Origin of the sequence: Lysinibacillus phoenicis, from assembly GCF_047238325.1 — a bacterium.
Lineage (GTDB): Bacteria > Bacillota > Bacilli > Bacillales_A > Planococcaceae > Lysinibacillus > Lysinibacillus irui.
In genome coordinates this window covers 816,266-835,544 of the sequence record NZ_JBDFMP010000002.1, presented here as the reverse complement: position 1 = coordinate 835,544, position 19,279 = coordinate 816,266, and the positions used below count along the sequence as shown (strand labels likewise).

The following is a 19,279-nucleotide window of genomic DNA, read 5'->3' as shown; positions in this document are numbered from 1 at the left end:
GGCAGCCTTTGCCGTTGTTTTTCCATTTAAGCTGATTTACGTTGTTGCAATAAAAAGAGGGCGAGGCCTAGTAAAATGACTAGAATACCAACACCTTGTTGCACCGAAATCATCTCATCTAATATGAAATAGGCTAGTATACATGTGCCAATCGTTTCTCCTAAAATACTCATGGAGATGACCGTAGTACTTAACCATTTTAATAGCCAATTAAAAATAGTTTGGCCGAAAATCGTGGCAATGACGGCTAATCCTACAAGGGCCCACCATGTCGAAGCTGAATAATCGAAAAACGATTCCTTCATAAAGAGTGCATAAATGGCTAAGAAAATGGAGCTACTGCCATAGCCGATAACTGAATAGGGAATGAGTGATAAATCTTTGCGCACAGATTGCCCAATAAAAAAGTAGGCGGTAATAATGCCCGCTGCAATAAAGGCCAGAATATCGCCATAGAGGGCTTGTCCACTAATTTGGAAATCCTGCCAGCCGATAATGAAACAGCCGATGATGGCAACGAAACAGCCAACAATGGCCCCATTTGAAAAACGCTCCTTAAATAAAAAATAGCTTCCTACTAAAGAGAATAATGGCTGTAATGTCACAATAACCGTTGAACTTGCCACGGATGTGTAGTTCAATGATTCAAACCATAGGACATAATGGCACGATAAAAATAAACCTGATAGAATGCCAAGCCCCCACTGCTTTTTGGAGAGGCTCGTAAGTTCATGACGCAAGCCCTTTTGCGCTAATAAAAAGGGAAGTAACACGAGCATCGCAAAAAATAGTCGATAAAAGGCCGTAATGGCAGGGGGTGCATCAGCTAATTTAACAAAAATAGCTGAGGTCGATAACGCAAATACTGCAAAAAACAACGAGATGTAATAAAACATGATGTACTCCTATGCTTTTACTAGAATAATAAAGACAAACCTATTATAGAGCAGTCACAGCATGAATAATATATTTTTTTAGAATAGTAGCACAAAATAAGGCTCAACGTTAGTTCCTCTCAAGCAATGACTCAATCACCTGTTTTAATTGCATAATAGGGGCTAGCTTACTGTCGTTTTTTTTATAAATAAAGACGGTTTCAATGACATTGTGAAGATTGTCCAAGTGATAATGATGCAAATCAGGGCAAGGATAGAGTGCGAGTAATTTTGTGTTTAACACCGCCAACGTATGCTCGATTTGAAGAAAATCAAGAATGCTACTCACGGATTTTATTTCTTTCATCGTAAAGGGTATTTGCTTGTTTGTAAGCCACTGTGCTAATGCCTTCGAATACATACACCCTTTACTTAGCACGAGTAAGGTAACAGGCGTTCGCTGTTCAAAATCAATAACATGAGCAGGGCTTGAGATTACTTCAAATGTTTCAGTAGCGATCAAATCATAGTGCAAATCGGCATAGTGCTTCAGTGGATTGCTGGTCAAGGCACAATCCAGCTCGGCATGGTGAACTCTATAATTTAACGATGTACTAGACTCTACTGTGAAATCCACATCAATCGGACTATGACTCGTTTGGAGCGCATTCATAATCGCTGCCCCATATATTTTAATGGTTGTATGAGAAGTACCAAAATGGATACTCGTTTGAGTCAATCCAATCCTATGTAAAAATTCCTCATAGTCGTGAGCGACCTTTTTTAGAAATTGTAAGTAGTGATCGCCTACCTCCGTTAGCTTTAAGCCTTGGGGCGTTCGTTTAAAAACCTCTTGTCCAATCTCACTTTCCATTTTTTTAACCTTGGATGTGAGGGCTGATTGTGTATAATTGGTGATTTCAGCGGATTTACTCAAGTTTTGCCTTTCTAAAAGCTCCATTTTTAAGGCGATTTCTTCAATGTTCATGTTGTTTGTCACACACCTATTAAATTTTTTGATAGTCGCTATCATTTTCCTCCATTTTACGTAGTGAATCGGTCAACGTAAACTCTAGATAACGAACATTATACTGCACAAATAAAGCAGTATAGCACTTATGGAGGGAACATATGCATACATATTATAAATGGATTATTTTGCTTGTGGCTACACTTTCGCAGACAGCAGCAACCTTTGTCACATACGGCATGGGGCCTGTTGCTTCGTTTTATCAAATAGAATGGGGTCTATCATCATTTCAAACTGGACTGATTGTCTCAGCTGTTAATATAGGGCCGATTTTCTCCATGCTTGTATTCGGCTATTTCATGGATAAAAAAGGAGAAAAACAACTAATCGGATGGGGCTCCATTTTACTTGGACTTTCTAGCTTATTATTAATTCCTGTGCACCATTATACGACATTGCTACTCGTATTAATAGTTGTTGGGATTTGGTATGGCAGTGCACAAACTGGTGGTAGTTCAGCTATCGTCAAGTGGTTTCCAGATAAGCATCGAGGGCTTGCTATCGGTATTCGTCAGACAGGAATTCCAATCGGCGGTGCGTTGGCCTCAAGCATTCTAACCTATCTGTACCAACACATCCACCTAACCTCTGTGCATATAACACAGGGCTTGGTAGCAATTGCGGGAGGACTGTTATTTTTACTGCTGTATCAGGAACCTAAACAGCGTGTAACCGTTGCAGCAAATCCTGTCACCTTTAAAGAGAAGGTGCATGCCATTAAGAACAATCGCGCGCTCTATCCTATTTATTTTGTAGGCATTGTCATGATGTCCTTACAAATGGTGATCATTGCCCATTTGATGAGCTATTTGCATCAAGAAGGTGGTTATTCATTAACGGAGGCTGGAAAGTATTTAAGTATCATTTTGCTTGGTGGAATGGTAGGAAGAATTGTGCTTGCGTGGATAAGTGACTGTTATTTCTCTCAAAAACGTGAATCATTATTAGTGCTCGTCATGGTAGCCACCTTTATTATGATAGGCTGTCTGCCTTTTGTCATGTCTGCGAAGAGCTTGATGATCATTTTTTGTTCGATCCTTGGATTTTTTGCTCTTGGCTGGTATTCCTTATATATCGCTTGTGTAACAGAGCAATCAGATTCTCAATCAGTAGGACTGACTGTTAGCACGGCGCTAACGATCAATCAATTCTTTATTGTCTTAGCACCAACATGCTATGGGTTATTGGTTGCCCTTTTCTCCAGTCATCAACTGGCCATGGATTTAATAGCGGTGATGGTCATCATTGGAGCGTTTAATTTATATAGAACAACCAACAGTAGTCTAACACCTGAATATTCGGTAAAATAATGGAAAATAGAAATTGGAGGGTGTTGGAATGACAAGTTCAATTTGGATTAATGCGGGGATTGATGACGTCTGGCAGGCCATTACAGAGGAGCAATCCCTCTCCAAATGGTATGCGCCAGGCTCGACATGGGACATCCCAAAATTGGCAGCGGGGGAGAAGATGACGTTTACGTTAATGCCGAATGCCCATAACCAATTATCTGAACAACTACCTATGGAGCTAACCATTCAACAGGTAAAAAAGAATGAGACATTTTCATTTTACTTAGAGGTTCCTGAAACGTTAATAGCCATTACGTTAGCAAAACAACACAGTGGCACTAATGTTAGCTTCAATTCGCCAGGCTATGATGCCTCACTCGCTAATTTGAAAGCTTTGCTGGAGGGGCGCGCCATCCCTTATCCATAGCAGTTTCTACGTCTCAGGTCTTAGGAAAATTTCAAGCGTAAGGTCGTATTTTAAATTATTTACTCCTATATAATGAAATTATTGGCAGATTATATAGCGGGAGGAAATAATGTTGAAAAAATTAGTTGGGTTAGGTGTCGTGATGGGCACATCTGCATTGCTATTATCAGGGTGCTTTTCCGTTTTTCCAAGCAAAATGCGTGAGGAAACGATTTTGGTGGAAAAGGATAAAGCGAAAGCATTAGAGGTAGACATCGAATTAGGTGTTGGTGAAATGAATGTATCAAGTGGCGCCAAGGAATGGGTTGAAGGCAAGGCTGACTATAATATTAAAAAGCTTGCCCCTCACGTAAGCTATGATAAACATGGTGATACAGGGGAAATCGAAATCAAGCATAAAGGCTCTACAAAGCTAGGTCTTTCTAAAATTAAGAACACATGGGCGATTCAGCTAAATGACGATATTCCAATGGATTTATCTGTGGAAACAGGTGCAGCCATTGCTAATCTCGACTTACAGGGGCTCCAGCTTGAACAATTAGATATTGAAGCAGGTGTCGGGGAGCTGACAGTGAATTTAGGTGGCGATTGGAAAAAAAGCTTTACCACAAACATTGAAACGGGAGTAGGTCAAACAACTGTTATTTTACCTTCAAAGGTTGGAGTCAAATTAACAACAGAAAAGGGCATTGGTTCTTCAAATGTTGAAGGTCTTGTGTCCAAGGGTAATGGTGTTTATGTCAATGACGCCTATGATAAATCGGATGTCGTGCTAGAAATCAATTCAGAATTAGGCGTTGGAGACATTACGTTTAAACTAGATAAATAAACAGTTCGTAGGCTACTTTATGAAGTAGTCTACTTTTTTGTGTCAAAGGTCAATTGTATTTGATGCTGATTGTATGGTAGCTTTAAGAAAGCAATTGTTGAAGGAGCGAACGTAGTGAAAACTTATACATACAAGCAACCAGCAGCCATCGAATCAACAGAGGTCATTAACATTTTCAATGAAGCGGGAGAGGTGTCGTCCACTGTGCAACGTGTGTATACCAATGCGCTAAAGAAGGCCTTTGATCGAACAATGGACTATCGTTATTTTGTCCGTTTTGATGTCCATGATACAAAGGAGCAGCCTCTTTTTACATGTAAAAAAGTATCTCGACGTGGTCGTGTGCATTTTCGAGGCAAGGATTTAGTAACAGGAAAAGACTATATGATTGCATACGATGGCTGGCAAATCATGATACCTGATCTTCTAATTACGGATGGAGAACAACAAATCAAGCTCAGCAAAGAAATGGAGGACTGGTCTGTTTTTACTGTGAATGAGCAGCCCATTGCACGCTGGCAAGCTACTTTCTGTGACACTCATTTTGACATCACGTTGCAGGTGGAAGACAGTAGTCCGATTCAGCATGAAGCCTTCTTCATTGCCATTGGACAGGCTGTGTTGTTTGTTGGGGCATAAATGCAAATGAGATCAGCTTTCAGGCTGGTTTCATTTGCCTGTTCAGTGGGGAAAGAAAGTACCAATAAATGAGTGGTCGTCACCTCCTTTATTAATTGACGTATGTGCAACGCGATGCTACAATTATCTCGAATTCGAGATAATATAATTTGCTGCAATGACAAATCAAAAAGGTGAGACATGTCATTCAATATTTTTAATCGATCAAGGAAAGGTGCTTAGACTATGGTAAACATACTTCCAGCTAAAGAAATTTACTTACAAGGAAATGAGCATGCCCTATTGCTATTACATTCCTTTACAAGTCATACAAGAGATATGAAGAAGGTTGCTGCTAAGCTACATGAAGAGGGTTATACATGCTATGCCCCGCTATACCGTGGACATGGCAATGCACCAGAACAATTATTACAATATAATGTAAACGACTGGTGGCAAGATGTCATGAATGCCTATCAGTTTTTACTCGATGAAGGCTATCAAAAGATTTCTGTTATCGGTATCTCCATTGGAGGTATTTTCACGTTGAAGCTTGCACAATTAGAACAGCTCGAACAAATCATCGTTTTATCTGTACCGGTTGAGAAGGAACCCGAACAACTAAAGCAAAGAATCATGGACTATGCTTATAATTATAAAAATATAGAGGGCAAATCAGCACTTCAAATTTCTAACGAAATCGAGCCATTTACGAACATGCCGTTAGATTCTTTTATTGCATTCCAACATTTTATCAAAGATACAATGCTACATCTCAATAAAATTACAATCCCAATCGCTATCTTCTATGGTGAACGAGATGAAGATGTATACGCCCAAAGCGCTGAAACAATTTATCAGCAAGTCCAATCCTCTAAAAAGAAACTAAAGGGCTTTGCAAACTCCAAACATTTAATGACTTTAGGTCGAGATCAAGAGGACATTATGAAGGAAATGATGGAATTTTTACGGATGAATAATGGGGATCTTACCCAATAGAGAGTATTGACTACCACTCAAAATCATGATATTATTATCTCGAATTAAAGATATTTTAATTCGAGATAATTTTAAAGTATATCTCGAATTCGAGACAAATAACAAGAATGGTTTTGACGTTTTGACAAACCCTATAGGGAATCAACATGAAGTACAGGGAGAGATTTTACATGCTAACAATCACAGGACACCATCATATTTCAATGATTACAAAAAATGCACAGGAAAATCATCAATTTTATCATCAAATTTTAGGGCTTCGTCGAGTGAAGAAGACCGTCAATCAAGACGACCCAAGTATGTATCATCTATTTTACGGTGATTTAACAGGTAGCCCAGGGACAGGCCTCACATTTTTTGAATTATCGCACGCAGGTCGTACACATCGTGGGACAGATGCCATTACGAGAATTGGTTTACTTGTTCCTTCTTACGATAGCTTACTCTATTGGGAAAATCGCTTAAATGAATTTGCGATTGAGCACAGTGGCTTAACAAAATACGGTGAAACGGACGCGATTCACTTTGAAGATCCGGATGGTCTACGCCTTGTATTTTTAAATAATCAAGATAAGCAAATTCCACAAGAATGGACAAAGTGGGGAGATTCACCTGTTGAGATGGCGCATCAAATTTTAGGAATGGGGCCAGTGGAATTAACAGTTAGCTCATTAGCAGAGGCTGAACAAACTTTGGTCCAACTGTTTGGCTATACAGAGCTAACACGATCAACGTCCCAAGCTGTTTTTCAGGCTGAAGAAGGTCAATTACAAGGTCAAATTGTCGTCGTAGAACAGGATGGTCCTAAAGAAAAGCCTGGAAGAGGAAGTGTTCACCATTTAGCCATTCGTGTGAAAAATAAGGAAGAGCTAGACCAATGGGAACAAAAAATTAAAGATTTTGGCTTTAGCATCATAAAAAAAGCGGATCGCTATTATTTCTCTAGTATTTATATGAAGGAATCACACGGAATTATATTTGAACTTGCAACAGATGGACCAGGCTTTACAGTGGATACGACTGTTGAAGATTTGGGCAAAGACTTAGATTTACCACCATTTTTGGAAGGCCGCCGACGTGAAATTGAAGAGAAATTAACACCGATTGACTAACAAGTATATGGTAGAGATGGATGGGCAGCTGCTGGAACTAGTTTTGAACAATACGAATAATACCATTTTTACAATTGGCTATGATTATTGCGACTCCATGTTAAATTGAAAGAGTCTTATCCAATTAGCCACTATGAAATGGTGAGTTATTACAAATATTAGGATTTCTACTTTTCCGAAAGACGAAGATAATGTGAAAACTTTGATTCAAGCATTATATACCGCTAAAAAAAAGAGATAGTTATGCACTTTACAAATAGATTATAATAGAGTTGCAACTAAGAAGATAAAACGAGGGGGCATACATATGGGGTATCGTGCATATGAAGGAGAAAAAATAACTGTTTATTTTGATAAAGATATGTGTCAGCATGCAGCTGAATGTGTAAAAGGCTTACCAGAGGTATTCAATGTCAAAGCGAAACCTTGGATCAAAGCAGATCAAGCAGAAGTCGCAAAAGTAGAAGAAGTTATCAATCGCTGTCCAAGCGGTGCACTAAAATATAAACGAAAAGAGGGAGAACACGTTTTGGAAATTAAACAAGGTAGCCAATCATTCTATATTGGGAACGAAGAAGAAAGCGAAGCAGAGGTTCATTTTGTGCGTGTCGGAGAGAGTCGAATCATCCTTGATCATACACATGTTTCCGAACATCTAAGAGGACAAAATGTCGGCCAGCAATTAGTCAAAGCCGCAGTCGACTATGCGAAAAAAGAAAACTTACAAGTCATCCCTCTATGTCCTTTCGCCAAAGCCGAATTCGAAAAACATCCTGAATACCAAGAATTATTAGGATAATAGATTGTTTTGCACTCCAAAGATACTCTGGAGTGCATTTTTTTATGGGAGAATGCGTTCGATTTGGAGATGAAAATGCCACAGTGAGGGACGATGCTCAATATATGAAGAAAATGTCGCTCGAGAGTGAGTGAAAGTGATCAAAGAAGGTGCAACGCCGCTCAAAAGTGGACTGAAAGCGCTCAATCCCGGGTCATTTCCGCTCGAAAGTAGAGTAAAACCGCTCAATCCAGTGGAGAATCCGCTCCAAAGTGGAGTAAAAGGGCTCCATCCGAGAGTAAATCCGCTCGAAAGTGGAGTAAAAGCGCTCAATCCCGGGTCAACTCCGCTCGAAAATAGTGTAAAACCGCTCCAAAGTGGACGGAAAGCGCTCAACACAGTGGAAAAACCGCTCAACCCGAGAGTAAAACCGCTCAACCCGAGGCCACCTCCGCTCCAAAGCGAACAACAGCCTCCTCAAATTAAAGAGGGGGCTGTTGTTTCTTATATGTCTACTATTTCATTGGCTAGTTTTTGGCGGCTAATCCAATAGCCTTGTAGAGCAAACACTATGAGTGTGGCACCTAATAGAGTGATGCTAGTGAAGCCTATTGTTAAGAGGTCATAGGACATCGGGGAGCCGTCGTCGATAAAGGCTAGCATTCTTGTTAGAATTAAGCCTATAAACGTGCCAATAGTTAGACCATATAGCACGAATGATAGGACTTGTGTCAAGATGAGCTTCATTAATCCGTTGTCGCTGTGCCAGCAACAAATCAGCGCACCTTCAATTTTCCGGTGAGCCAAATTCGCGGCAAACTTCGTCATCAACATCAACCACACCCCGGCTTGGTTGATGCTCTACAAGATTTTGTGGATACAACGAAGCTACACCCGGTCATTTCTGATTTCTATGAGCAAACGACTAGCTATCGTTTGTTGGCAACTGTCCAGTGGAAAACATGGTTTAAGCCTTTTGCCTTTCTTTATCAAGGTATGAGTCGTTTGCTACAACAACTCAATTTGCCTTTTTCCAATCAACAAATAGAGATGACGGGAAGAATTGTCAAAGTTGATGAAGAACAAGATAGCCGTCAATCTCCGCGTGCTTGGATTCGGACAATCAAGCAGCAAACCGTTTTCGTCGCGATATATTCGAAGCACACAAGTAATCAAACAACCTATATGAATATAGCGTTACCACTACCATTTTCAACAATGGTCGGCATCCTGTATGCCTACGAAAAACAAGGTCAGCTACACCTAACAAGTAAACAGGGAGAAGATGCGGGGATTTATTTGGCGATAGGGAAATATGTGATGCAGCTACCATTACAGGAGCATTTTCGAATTGCTGCTGAAGATAACCAGACTCTTACTGCAGTACATAAGATGACGCTATTTGGTATTCCTTTTTTACATATTGACTACCATATCCAAAAAAATCAGCAGACTAGGCAGGGAATTTCTGGTCACAAAGAGAAGGTCCATATAGGAACACATCAAAAGGAGTGATTGGGTGCGTTTAACGAAAGGTATTTCAGGCTTTGATGCAGAGCATTTAATCGAGCAGGATATGCGCATGTTTCAGTCAATGGTGTATCATTTAGCTACGAGTGAAAAACAGGTGAAGGTATCGGAATTTATTGATCAACCGCACTTAGTTTATATGCAGGCAGTTGTAGAAATAGATAGGGAGATGCTGACAATTCTTCATCATCGCTTCATGCCGTATATTGCCTTTGCAATGCATGATGAGGAGCTTAGCTTTACTTTTCTGTCAAAGGCCGGGCTACACAAATATTTTCCCATGCGCAAATGCTTGGAAGCGGCTACCCTCAATACATTACTTTCAAAGGATCAAGCATTGCATCACTTATCTGCTACCGAATGGAAATACATTTCTTACTTCAATAGCCAAACGATTGGAGACGTTATGTTTAATGCTTGGGATTAATGCAGTACACCATAGATAAGAAAAAAGTAGCTATAAAAAACATGATATTGACGAAGTTATATCTGGATATCTAGTAAAAATTCCTAAAGACACCAATCTTTTTTATTAAGTGGTAAATTACTACTTATGGAATAGATTTGGAAAATAAGGAGTTTTTGCAGATGAAGTTCAAAACAATCAGTAGACGCATTGTTTTTTCCTTTAGTGTGGTAATCGCCATCATGATCGGCTACATTGTGTACAATTACTATGCCATCACACAAAGCAACAATGCAACAGAACAAATCGTTCAAAATGAATTACAATTATTAATGATCGACTACGAGCAAGCACAAACCATCGATTTAAGAATAGCTGCGGCAAGAGGCTATGTATTGTCTGGTAATGAAAAATATAAAACGATTTTCCATGACAATGTAGCACGAGAAGCTAAAAATGAGGAAAAACGATTAGCCTTAACAACCACCGGCGATTTCGGTAAGTTTATGGAGATGGCCAAAGAGTGGAATCGTTATATTGAACAAGAAGTATTTGCCATATATGACCAAGGGAATACCGAACTCGCCATTGAAAACTTAACGAAAATGGATGAGACAGCAACGACTATTCGTGAGGGCTATGAAGGCTTAGCAGAGCAACGGAAGCAAGCCATTAATGAGGTAAGCACCGATATCGTTTCCGCTGGTGAAAATGAACAACTAATCGCTATTATCGTAGGTATTGTTATTGTCCTTCTAGCAGTGATGATTGAACTCTTAAGTGCTCGTGGTATTTCGAGACCCATTATTACATTAACCGAGCGTATGCGACGAATAACAAATGGAGATTTGAGTCACCCTCCTTTAACAATTCAATCAAAGGATGAGGTTGGACAGCTAATGGAAGCAACGAATACGATGTCTGATATTTTGAATCGTCTATTGAAGCATATTCAAACGGTCTCCCATGATGTGGCTGCACATAGTGAGGAGCTATTGCAATCAACGTCAGAGGTAAAGACAGGCACAGAACAAATTGTTGATACTGTTACAGAAATTGCGAGTGGTACAGAGCTACAGGCAAGTAATGCTTCAGATGTCGCTTCCTCCATGAACGATTTTATTGGCAAAGTATCAACTGTTCATGCCAGCAGTAAAGACGTTCAACAGTATTCACAGAACGTTAAAACTTTATCAACAGAAGGTAGAGACTTAATGTCGACTTCCACAAAGCAAATGGAAGAAATCCAGCATATGGTGAAGGGTGCGGTAAAACAAGTAGAAGGTTTAAGTAATCAAGCACAAGAAATCTCTCAACTTGTAGCAATCATTCAAAATATTGCAGCCCAAACGAATTTACTAGCACTGAATGCGGCGATTGAGGCGGCCAGAGCTGGGGAGCATGGCAAAGGCTTTGCTGTGGTGGCCGATGAGGTTCGAAAATTGGCCGAGCAGGTAGCTTTTTCAGTAGATGATATTACAGCTATTGTAAGAAAAATTCAGGAAGAATCACATACAGTAACTTTCTCGCTAGAGCAAGGCTATGAGGAAGTTGAAAAAGGGGCAACGCAAATTGCTAAAACGAATACCACATTTTCTCGAATTGCAGACGCAATCGATGCTATTGTGTTAAACATTGATGACATGTCATCTAGCTTAGAAGAGGTTGTTCACAATACTGCCACGATTAATAAATCGGTGGATGAAATTGCAGCCGTCTCCGAACAATCAGCAGCAGGTATTCAGGAAACGTCGGCTACAATTGAACAAACCGCAAGCTCCATGGACGAAATTAAACATAGTGCAGAGCATTTAGCGGAAATGGCCGAACAATTAAATGCCATGATTCGTCAATTTAAGCTATAAAAATTAACGTTGAATTTCAAACTTCCATCACATTTCATCTGTATACTATGGAATTGGAAGGTGGAATCATATTGAGAAAATATTTACTTTTATTACTCATGAGTACTTTATTCATGGCACCTGTTGCCTACGCCCATACGATGGATAAAAGTACACTATTTACAGACGTGCCTGAAACAGCAGAAAATATTCAGGACATTATGGTATTACATAGTATTGGGCTACTTGGGTACAATGGCAAAGATATGGCCTTAAACCCAACAGACAACTTATCACGCAAGGATTTTGCAGGCTGGGTAGGTGGCTTCTTTGGATTAGAGGGAGCAACAGTGGATGAGCTGGCACAAGCAGCACAACAAGAGGATTACGTGTCTTCGTTAGAAGGAGACATTACGTACAAGGAAATCAATACAGCACTTTTTCATCATAAATTAGAGCTAGCAAATCCTGATGCAACGATGACGAAAGATGAGTACATTGCGTTTTTAACAGAGCATCTTACATTTGACATGGGTGGGCATACGCTCATTCAAATGGGCGGCTTTGCAGAAGGTCCAACTGGTACCATTGAAGATGTCGTAACAGGGGACGAAACTGGGATCACGATTGACGGTAAAACATATATGCTGTCAGGACATCCTCGTATCTATGCTGATTCAACAGATGTCAAAAGCTGGGTAGGTCAGCAACTTGAACGCTCTATCTTTACAACAGCTGGCGATCACCATCATGGTCACGACGGTGGACAGGAGGAAGGGCATGGTGAGCATGCGGATGGTCACGGAGACAGCCAAGAGCACGAAGCAGCCCCAACCAATACAGCCACACTTCAATATGTGCAAATCAGCTCCTCACAAGTAGCAAATGAAGACGCAAAAGAAGTAAAGTCAGCAGACGCAACACCAAGGGAACAACAAACTGCTACAGATGACACAACATCCAACGCAAGCACGATGTGGATGGTTGCGATCCTAGTAGTCATAGCAGCCATTTTTGCCTTTGTTTTTGTAAAGCGAAAAAAATAAAATAATTTCATGCAACCAGCAATGATCTGAAAAAGGATCATTGTTGGTTTTTTTATAGAGACCTTCTAAACACACACCCATTCATAAAATCTTCAAACATTTCACTGTAAACTCATGCATATTCCAGCAATTTTACTCAAAATTGAATAACCTTAAGCCTGTTCGGTATATAAATAGGGTACGATCATTTTTTTGTTGAGGAGTGTGTAAATGGCAGTACTTGTGGTGAAGCGGAGTATTATGCATCGTTATCAAAGTATCGGGCAGGCCATTGAAGAGGCTGCGCCGGGGGATATGATTGAAATACGGGATGGTATTTATGAGGAGAGCTTGGATATTGGCAAGCGCCTGACGTTATATGGGGTTGGCAATGTGACGATCAAGGGTGGCGTGTTTATTCGCTATCAAACCCATGTGGATATGCGAAATTTAAGGTTTCGACAAGGCCAGGGGCTGTATGTGAAGGGTGATGTACAGCTAGAAAACTGTATTATTGAGGAGCAGTTAATTCGGACACAGATTATGGTGAGCTATGGTAGTTTATTGATGAAAAATTGTGCTGTTCTTGCTACACCGCTTAATCATTTCGGTTTGCGTGTGGCGAATGGTTCAAGTGTTATTCTTGTTGACACGACCTTTGAGCATCATGTGAAGGCACAGGTGATTGCGCAAAACTGTGAGCTTACCTTGGCTAATTGTATGTTGCTAGAAGGGAAGAAGCATGGAATTTTTGCGATTCGACATGTCAAGATGACGTTGGAGGATTGTGAAATTCATGGGCATGAAAAGGCACAACTGATTGCAGCGTCTAGTGAGATTTCGATGACCAATTGCCTCGTTCATCAGGGGCAGGGGGTAGGTGTTCAACTATTTGATAGCACGACTTTTAGGATGGATGGCTGTGAAATTAAGGAACACCTCGACTCGAACATGGTCGTACACCGCAGTGAGTTAATGGTATCTGATTCAATATTTTCAGACGGTCAAGGTCATGGGGTTTTTCTTGGCGAGAAGACGGAAGCTAAGTTTTATGATTGCCAATTTTCTAGACATGTGAAGGCACAGGTTTTCATCGAAAATAGCAAGGTGGAGCTTCGCAAATGTCAGGTGAGAAATGGCATGGCTGTTGGTGTCACAATTGTGGACGAAGCGGATGTTTCGATGGTTGAATGTCAAATTCAAAACCATCAGCAATTTCATATTATTGTCGATGCCAGTGGACTTCAGCTCCAGCAATCCACTATTCAATTTGGCCAATCGGGTGGCATCTATGGTAATGACCATGCCAAAATTATGATGCAGCATACCATCATTCGAGAGCTGACAAGTCACCATGTCTACATTAATAATGCTCGTTTGTTTACACAGCATTGCACGTTTGAACAAATGATAGGAAATGGGATTACTTGCATTGATGCTATTTTCGAAGTAGCAAACAGCTATTTTAAAGATGGTCAAGAAAGTCCCTATGCTATGATTTGGTCGGATCAATCGATGGGGCGTATTGAACATTGTACGGTGGATGGGGCAGCTCGTCCGTTTTTAGCCTTGTCCAATAAATCATTAATGGAGATGCGCCATACAGATATTAGTACCGTTAAAGCACCAGCTGTAGTACAGGAGAATAGTCAATTATTTATTCAAGGGCATGTGCATTGCGCGTCATGGCAGAAGGATACAGCATCAAAGGTTACTCGTATTGAAGGCATGTCGTTAAATAGGGAGATGAAAGAATTACTGAAACATGATATTAAGAAAATAATTTAAAAGCCGATTATACACATAAGATAAGTAGTTTCAATTTTGAAATTACTTTTTTTATGCATAAATGAGTATAAGTTTCATTCTCACAAAAAGTGGGTATAGGAATATGTTTGCGCAATTATATCTCCTTTTAAATTTACTAAATAGTGCTAAGATTCGACAAAATGACAGTTTGTTTTTATAATGGTATAGATGTCTTTACAGCAGTTAAGGCAATCTTTTGAAATATCATTGGAAAAATGCTACAGTCCCGTATGTAAGTTATGAATAAAATAATAAAATTTATATTTAATGTAAAAAAATTATTAAGTAATAATGGAGAATAGATTGATTATTTTCCCTGGATTAGCCTATAATTAGTAAAAATGGTTCATAGGTTAAGATAATAATACGTTAATTGCGAAATGTGTGTCATGATTTTACAATAATAAATTGAGAGAGATATTGGGGTGAGATGAGATGTTTGGGCTGACAAAAGAAGAAATTATGTTACTGTTAGAGGAGATTGAATTAGCAGAAAAGCAAAAAAATGTGATTGCTGATATCTTACATCTAAACAATATGCGAATCGAACAACAACTGGTATTAATGATTCAATTAATTATAGAAGAGCGCGAACGAACTATTTCCAACAATACATATCTAAATTAAATAATGTGTAAAAAACACAAGTGCCACGTAAGACACTTGTGTTTTTTTATTTTATAATTTTTTCGTGAAGCAAATGATACGATTAGCTTCCGTAAAGCCTAGCTGCAGATGGACCTGTAAACTTTCTTCGTTGTGCATTTCACAGTCGCTGGCAAATTCTAAACAGCCTTTCTCCTTGGCCCACTGTTCACAACGTTCGACCAGTTGTCTTGCATAGCCTTGCTGTCGATACCCCTCCTTAACGAAAAGTCCTTCAAGATAGCCAACTGGACTAGAATCGGTACCCTCTACATAATCCGTTCGTAATTGACATTGGGCAAATCCAATTGCGTTGTCATAGTCGTATGCGAGAAAAATAGCTGCGCTATCTTCCGTTAGTAGCTTTTCCATTTCTTCTGTAAATTCCTCGATCGTATGATTCGGCCAAAGCAATAAGGCCAATGTAGCTGCTGCTAGCGCGTCCTGTTGTTTCGCTTGTTGTATCATCTGGAACCTCTCCTTGTTGTTTTATGGTAAAAAATGAAACAAAATGAATTTTAGCACGTACAAAGTAATAAGAGCTCTTGATGTTATGCTTATTGTAACATCAGGATCTACAGAGGGGGTACCTATGAATGTCACTCTTACAAAGGTTGATTGAACAGGCGAAAACACCAAATGGATGGATCGGCTCCTGGATGCTACGGATTATGAATATCACGCATCGAGGTATGAATGCATGGTTTATTAGACAAGGGGCTATTAATGATGGAGATCGTGTGTTGGATATAGGGTGTGGTGGAGGAAAAACACTCCAAATTTTATCAAAATTGAATTCAAATGGTATAATCTATGGTATCGATATCTCCTCACAAGCCGTAAAGGAATCGATTAAAATGAATGAAGTACAAGTCAAAAATGGCACGGTTATTGTCAAGGAGGCAAGTGTATCGAGTATTCCATACGAGGACCAATTTTTTGATGCCATCACTGCCTTTCAAACACATTATTTTTGGCCATCGTTAGAGCAGGACGTTACGGAAGTATGGCGTGTGCTAAAAAGCGGAGGGAAATTGATTATCATCGCAGAGCTTTACAAAATGAACTACCATATGGAAGCTTATCAAACACCAGCTACCATGAAGGAATTATTAGAACGTACCGGTTTTCAAACAGTCTATGTTACGGAAAAATCGAGTAAAGGATGGCTCTGTATTACAGCCATTAAGTAATCTATACATAAAAATGGAGGATCAAAAAATGAAAAGATGTGATTGGGTCAAGCTTGATGAGCCGTTGTATGTGGAATACCATGACAAGGAATGGGGTGTACCAGTCTATGATGATCGGCATTTATTTGAGATGCTTTGTTTAGAGGGGGCACAGGCAGGGCTAAGCTGGTGGACAATTTTACAAAAGCGTGAAGGCTACCGCGAGGCGTTTGATGGATTTGATGTGGAAAAAATAATCCTTTATACAGAGGACAAGCTGCAGGACTTACAGCAAGATACGCGAATTGTGCGCAATAAATTAAAAATAGCGAGCGTTGTAACGAATGCCAAGGCATATTTGCAAATTCAAGAAAAACATGGTTCATTCTCTAATTATATTTGGGGATTTGTTGATCATAAGCCCCTCATCAATGAATGGGCTTCTATTTCAGAAGTCCCCGTGACGACAGATAGTAGTGATCGTATGAGCAAGCAATTGAAGAAGGATGGCTTCAAATTTGTTGGTAGTACCATTTGTTATTCCTTTATGCAGGCAGTGGGTATGGTGAATGATCATATAATGGATTGCTGCTGCCGACAACAGGAGTTAGCACATGACAATTGAAGAAATTAGGGCTCAACTGGCAAGGCCCGCTACGGTTTTTCAAACGGGTGGCGTTCGACCTACACATCATTTGATGGAAAGCTGGATAGGGTATGTAGGTTGGTCTTTCCCAGAGGAGCAGCAACCATCCGGCTATCAGCCACTTGCTACATTCTTTCTTCAAGACCTACCATATGTACCTACAGCACTCAAATCCTTTCAATTACTAACTATATTTGTCCATGACCACGTATACGACCATTTAAATGAGGATGATCTTCGTCCTTATTTTGATATTAGAGCGTACACAACATTGGAAGGCTTGGTAAAACGTGAATGGCAGCATGATCAACTACGAGCCTTCCCGCTAATGCCAAAGCTTATCACGAATGACTATCCACTATGGGATGGTGGGGGTATGCCTGCTCAATTGGAGGAGAAGATTTTGACCTTGGAGCAGGAAGGAACGCTGGATTATTTTGATGATATCGTGGAAGAACTGTATCCGCTTCATAAAATCGGTGGCTACCCAACCTTTTGCCAAAGTGGCATTGATTTTGGAGAGGGTTCTCCATTTGTCCTTCAAATTGCCTCAGATGCCAAGGCACAGCTGAACATTGTGGATAACGGCAATTTTTATTTTTTCTATCATGAAACAACAAGGTCTTGGCACGTTTATTGCGATTTCTACTAAAAGTTAGGGTCTCACTCTTTCTTGAATTGTAAAATTGATTAGTTGATAAATAACATCTAACCCGAGATAAGCACCTGTGATGAGGAAAATGGGGTGTAAGAAAACAGCGTGAATTGTTGTCATAAAGACCGCATCCTCAAGAATAATTTGCGTAATAGAGGTAGCGGCAATAACCGCTAAAATGTTGAGAGGATGGTGAAAGCTAGTCCATTTTTGCTGAAGATAAACCATGAAGCATGGTATTACAATAAGGACAGCCAGCATGGAGATGGTCATCCTATCACATCCTTTTCTTGTAGGTTGCCCTTGTTTGCTTGTGCATAAACAAAAGATCACGTTAGGAGGGAAAAGCGTTGAGGTGGCAAGATGGAGGGGTGAAAAGAGTAAAGAGGGTGAAAAAAGTGGAGCATAAAACGGTCGTTAAAAATGGTATTGGCTTTGGTTCGGTTTTGGCGATTACGATTTCATGGAGTGTCAATCATTCTATTATTTGGGCAATCATCCATGGCTGCTTTAGCTGGTTGTATGTCATTTATTATGCCATTATTCGCTAAGCTTGCATGTCAAACTATCAACTTGTTTGAATAAAAATAACTTTGGGTACATAAAAACTAACCAATCATAAATGATGATTAGTTCGCATAAATAACAAAGTGCTCTTTTTCCAAAGAACAAACAGATCGGTATGAACGAAGAAAGGTTGATAGAATGACACATCAAGTAACGGCTTTAAGTAATGTTAATGGGAAAGCTACAGGAGTAGAAAGTATTTTACAAAATGTAGCCTTTATTTTATCGACGTTTACGATCCCTTGTCCGCTTCGAGAATATGTGACAAGGTCTGATATTCGTAAACCCTTCCAACGTATGAAGAAAATAAACACAAAACGCCTCATAGAATGTATCCAACGATTTGAGCCACGAGCTGTCGTAGTGGACGTTGATTATCTTGGCGATGTGAATATAGGGAAACTAGAGCCTATTGTTAAAGTGATTGTGAATGAATAAAAATCAAAATCTAATTCTGCCAGGTGCGATGACTAGAACCTGGCAGAAGATAAAATGTGCGAGTAGTTATACGATTTATAGTATATGAACTGGTATCAAAAGCTTCTATTACGCAGGATTTGCGCTTCTAATCGCAACAATTTGTTGGCAATCAATAATGAGTGGGGACGCTGCAGCATTCTCTACCTCAAAGAACGTAGCACAGCAAGTTTTAGGATCTAAGCTAACGAAATAAACACCAGTGAAGCTACCCCCACCTGCTAAAATAACGTCAACAAAAGCGCCAGTAGATAAGCATCTTAATTGATGACAGATACAGCCTTTACAGCGGTGATCTTGCTCTTCTTCGCAACAACATTTCTCCTCTTTTTTACAAGGGCATTTATCTTCCTTATGTTCCCACTCACATTTACATTTCTCATGTTTTCGTTCCCACTTATGCTCACACTTACATTTGTCCTGCCTTTCTTCACATTTCTTTTCTACATGACAATTGCATTTTACATTGTGTTCACAGGATTTTTCTTTCTTTTTATTCCAATTCATATAATGATTAAATCTACTATCTTGCATCTTTTAATC

24 protein-coding genes are annotated in these 19,279 nt (G+C 39.7%); 18 read left to right on the top strand and 6 right to left on the bottom strand.

Annotated features, from left to right (window positions below; genetic code table 11):
- Window positions 1-26: 26 nt before the first annotated feature.
- Window positions 27-896, bottom strand: a complete 870-nt coding sequence (locus ABC382_RS05620; protein ID WP_322611683.1) for a DMT family transporter — start codon at window positions 894-896, stop codon at window positions 27-29.
- Between the two features lie 109 nt (window positions 897-1,005).
- On the bottom strand, window positions 1,006-1,863 hold the full coding sequence (locus ABC382_RS05615; RefSeq protein WP_412926654.1) for a LysR family transcriptional regulator: 858 nt from the start codon (window positions 1,861-1,863) through the stop codon (window positions 1,006-1,008).
- Window positions 1,864-2,006: 143 nt separating this feature from the next.
- Here ABC382_RS05615 and ABC382_RS05610 point away from each other — a divergent pair, with 143 nt between their 5' ends.
- The 7 genes from ABC382_RS05610 to ABC382_RS05580 all read left to right on the top strand — a co-directional run bounded on the left by ABC382_RS05610 (window position 2,007) and on the right by ABC382_RS05580 (window position 7,981).
- The gene (locus ABC382_RS05610; protein ID WP_322611682.1) at window positions 2,007-3,215 is read left to right on the top strand and encodes an MFS transporter; all 1,209 of its coding nucleotides are present in this window, start codon (window positions 2,007-2,009) and stop codon (window positions 3,213-3,215) included.
- 28 nt (window positions 3,216-3,243) lie between these two features.
- A complete protein-coding gene (locus ABC382_RS05605) occupies window positions 3,244-3,624 on the top strand; it encodes an SRPBCC domain-containing protein (RefSeq protein ID WP_322611681.1) in 381 nt (126 codons plus the stop codon).
- A gap of 109 nt (window positions 3,625-3,733) precedes the next feature.
- Window positions 3,734-4,453 carry a toast rack family protein gene (locus ABC382_RS05600; RefSeq protein WP_322611680.1) on the top strand — a complete coding sequence of 240 codons (720 nt, stop codon included), beginning with the start codon at window positions 3,734-3,736 and terminating at the stop codon, window positions 4,451-4,453.
- A gap of 114 nt (window positions 4,454-4,567) precedes the next feature.
- Window positions 4,568-5,092, top strand: a complete 525-nt coding sequence (locus ABC382_RS05595) for a tubby C-terminal domain-like protein (protein ID WP_274796837.1) — start codon at window positions 4,568-4,570, stop codon at window positions 5,090-5,092.
- Window positions 5,093-5,317: 225 nt separating this feature from the next.
- Window positions 5,318-6,070, top strand: a complete 753-nt coding sequence (locus ABC382_RS05590) for an alpha/beta hydrolase (protein WP_412926653.1) — start codon at window positions 5,318-5,320, stop codon at window positions 6,068-6,070.
- 170 nt (window positions 6,071-6,240) lie between these two features.
- Window positions 6,241-7,182 (top strand): VOC family protein, encoded by a 942-nt coding sequence (locus ABC382_RS05585; RefSeq protein ID WP_322604910.1) that lies wholly within the window; start codon window positions 6,241-6,243, stop codon window positions 7,180-7,182.
- A 307-nt stretch (window positions 7,183-7,489) separates the two neighbouring features.
- Window positions 7,490-7,981: a GNAT family N-acetyltransferase gene (locus ABC382_RS05580; protein ID WP_274796840.1), complete on the top strand. Its 492-nt coding sequence runs from the start codon at window positions 7,490-7,492 to the stop codon at window positions 7,979-7,981.
- A gap of 483 nt (window positions 7,982-8,464) precedes the next feature.
- Here ABC382_RS05580 and ABC382_RS05575 read toward each other — a convergent pair whose 3' ends face one another.
- On the bottom strand, window positions 8,465-8,695 hold the full coding sequence (locus ABC382_RS05575) for a hypothetical protein (protein WP_412926652.1): 231 nt from the start codon (window positions 8,693-8,695) through the stop codon (window positions 8,465-8,467).
- A 27-nt stretch (window positions 8,696-8,722) separates the two neighbouring features.
- Between ABC382_RS05575 and ABC382_RS05570 the strand changes: the two genes are divergently transcribed.
- The 6 genes from ABC382_RS05570 (at window position 8,723) to ABC382_RS05545 (ending at window position 15,201) form a co-directional block, all read left to right on the top strand.
- Window positions 8,723-9,475 carry a hypothetical protein gene (locus ABC382_RS05570; RefSeq protein ID WP_322611677.1) on the top strand — a complete coding sequence of 251 codons (753 nt, stop codon included), beginning with the start codon at window positions 8,723-8,725 and terminating at the stop codon, window positions 9,473-9,475.
- Window positions 9,476-9,479: 4 nt separating this feature from the next.
- The gene (locus ABC382_RS05565; protein WP_274796847.1) at window positions 9,480-9,917 is read left to right on the top strand and encodes a hypothetical protein; all 438 of its coding nucleotides are present in this window, start codon (window positions 9,480-9,482) and stop codon (window positions 9,915-9,917) included.
- Between the two features lie 161 nt (window positions 9,918-10,078).
- Window positions 10,079-11,761, top strand: a complete 1,683-nt coding sequence (locus ABC382_RS05560; protein WP_322611676.1) for a methyl-accepting chemotaxis protein — start codon at window positions 10,079-10,081, stop codon at window positions 11,759-11,761.
- A gap of 71 nt (window positions 11,762-11,832) precedes the next feature.
- A complete protein-coding gene (locus tag ABC382_RS05555; RefSeq protein WP_322611675.1) occupies window positions 11,833-12,786 on the top strand; it encodes a hypothetical protein in 954 nt (317 codons plus the stop codon).
- Between the two features lie 210 nt (window positions 12,787-12,996).
- Entirely contained in the window at window positions 12,997-14,553 is a 1,557-nt protein-coding gene (locus tag ABC382_RS05550; RefSeq protein ID WP_322604919.1) for a right-handed parallel beta-helix repeat-containing protein, read from the top strand.
- A gap of 456 nt (window positions 14,554-15,009) precedes the next feature.
- Window positions 15,010-15,201, top strand: coding sequence for a hypothetical protein (locus ABC382_RS05545; RefSeq protein WP_274796851.1), 192 nt, complete (start codon window positions 15,010-15,012; stop codon window positions 15,199-15,201).
- 51 nt (window positions 15,202-15,252) lie between these two features.
- Here the strand turns inward: ABC382_RS05545 and aac(6') are convergent, their stop codons facing one another.
- Complete coding sequence (gene aac(6'), locus ABC382_RS05540; RefSeq protein WP_312506202.1) at window positions 15,253-15,687, bottom strand: aminoglycoside 6'-N-acetyltransferase; 435 nt, start codon at window positions 15,685-15,687, stop codon at window positions 15,253-15,255.
- Between the two features lie 128 nt (window positions 15,688-15,815).
- Between aac(6') and ABC382_RS05535 the strand changes: the two genes are divergently transcribed.
- From ABC382_RS05535 to ABC382_RS05525, 3 genes are read left to right on the top strand one after another with little or no spacing between them, the layout of a single operon-like run.
- Window positions 15,816-16,412 carry a class I SAM-dependent methyltransferase gene (locus tag ABC382_RS05535; protein WP_322611674.1) on the top strand — a complete coding sequence of 199 codons (597 nt, stop codon included), beginning with the start codon at window positions 15,816-15,818 and terminating at the stop codon, window positions 16,410-16,412.
- Between the two features lie 28 nt (window positions 16,413-16,440).
- Window positions 16,441-17,016, top strand: a complete 576-nt coding sequence (locus tag ABC382_RS05530; protein WP_274796854.1) for a DNA-3-methyladenine glycosylase I — start codon at window positions 16,441-16,443, stop codon at window positions 17,014-17,016.
- Complete coding sequence (locus tag ABC382_RS05525; protein ID WP_274796855.1) at window positions 17,006-17,689, top strand: YwqG family protein; 684 nt, start codon at window positions 17,006-17,008, stop codon at window positions 17,687-17,689. Before ABC382_RS05530 ends, ABC382_RS05525 begins: the two co-directional genes overlap by 11 nt.
- A gap of 3 nt (window positions 17,690-17,692) precedes the next feature.
- On the opposite strand, the gene ABC382_RS05520 is transcribed toward ABC382_RS05525, so the two are convergent.
- Window positions 17,693-17,965 carry a transposase gene (locus ABC382_RS05520; protein ID WP_322611673.1) on the bottom strand — a complete coding sequence of 91 codons (273 nt, stop codon included), beginning with the start codon at window positions 17,963-17,965 and terminating at the stop codon, window positions 17,693-17,695.
- Window positions 17,966-18,042: 77 nt separating this feature from the next.
- Between ABC382_RS05520 and ABC382_RS05515 the strand changes: the two genes are divergently transcribed.
- Together ABC382_RS05515 and ABC382_RS05510 are read left to right on the top strand one after the other, a co-directional pair.
- Entirely contained in the window at window positions 18,043-18,243 is a 201-nt protein-coding gene (locus ABC382_RS05515; protein WP_274796857.1) for a hypothetical protein, read from the top strand.
- A gap of 154 nt (window positions 18,244-18,397) precedes the next feature.
- Window positions 18,398-18,697 (top strand): GPW/gp25 family protein, encoded by a 300-nt coding sequence (locus ABC382_RS05510; protein WP_274796858.1) that lies wholly within the window; start codon window positions 18,398-18,400, stop codon window positions 18,695-18,697.
- Between the two features lie 108 nt (window positions 18,698-18,805).
- Here ABC382_RS05510 and ABC382_RS05505 read toward each other — a convergent pair whose 3' ends face one another.
- Window positions 18,806-19,270, bottom strand: a complete 465-nt coding sequence (locus ABC382_RS05505; protein ID WP_412926651.1) for a hypothetical protein — start codon at window positions 19,268-19,270, stop codon at window positions 18,806-18,808.
- Window positions 19,271-19,279 lie beyond the last annotated feature (9 nt).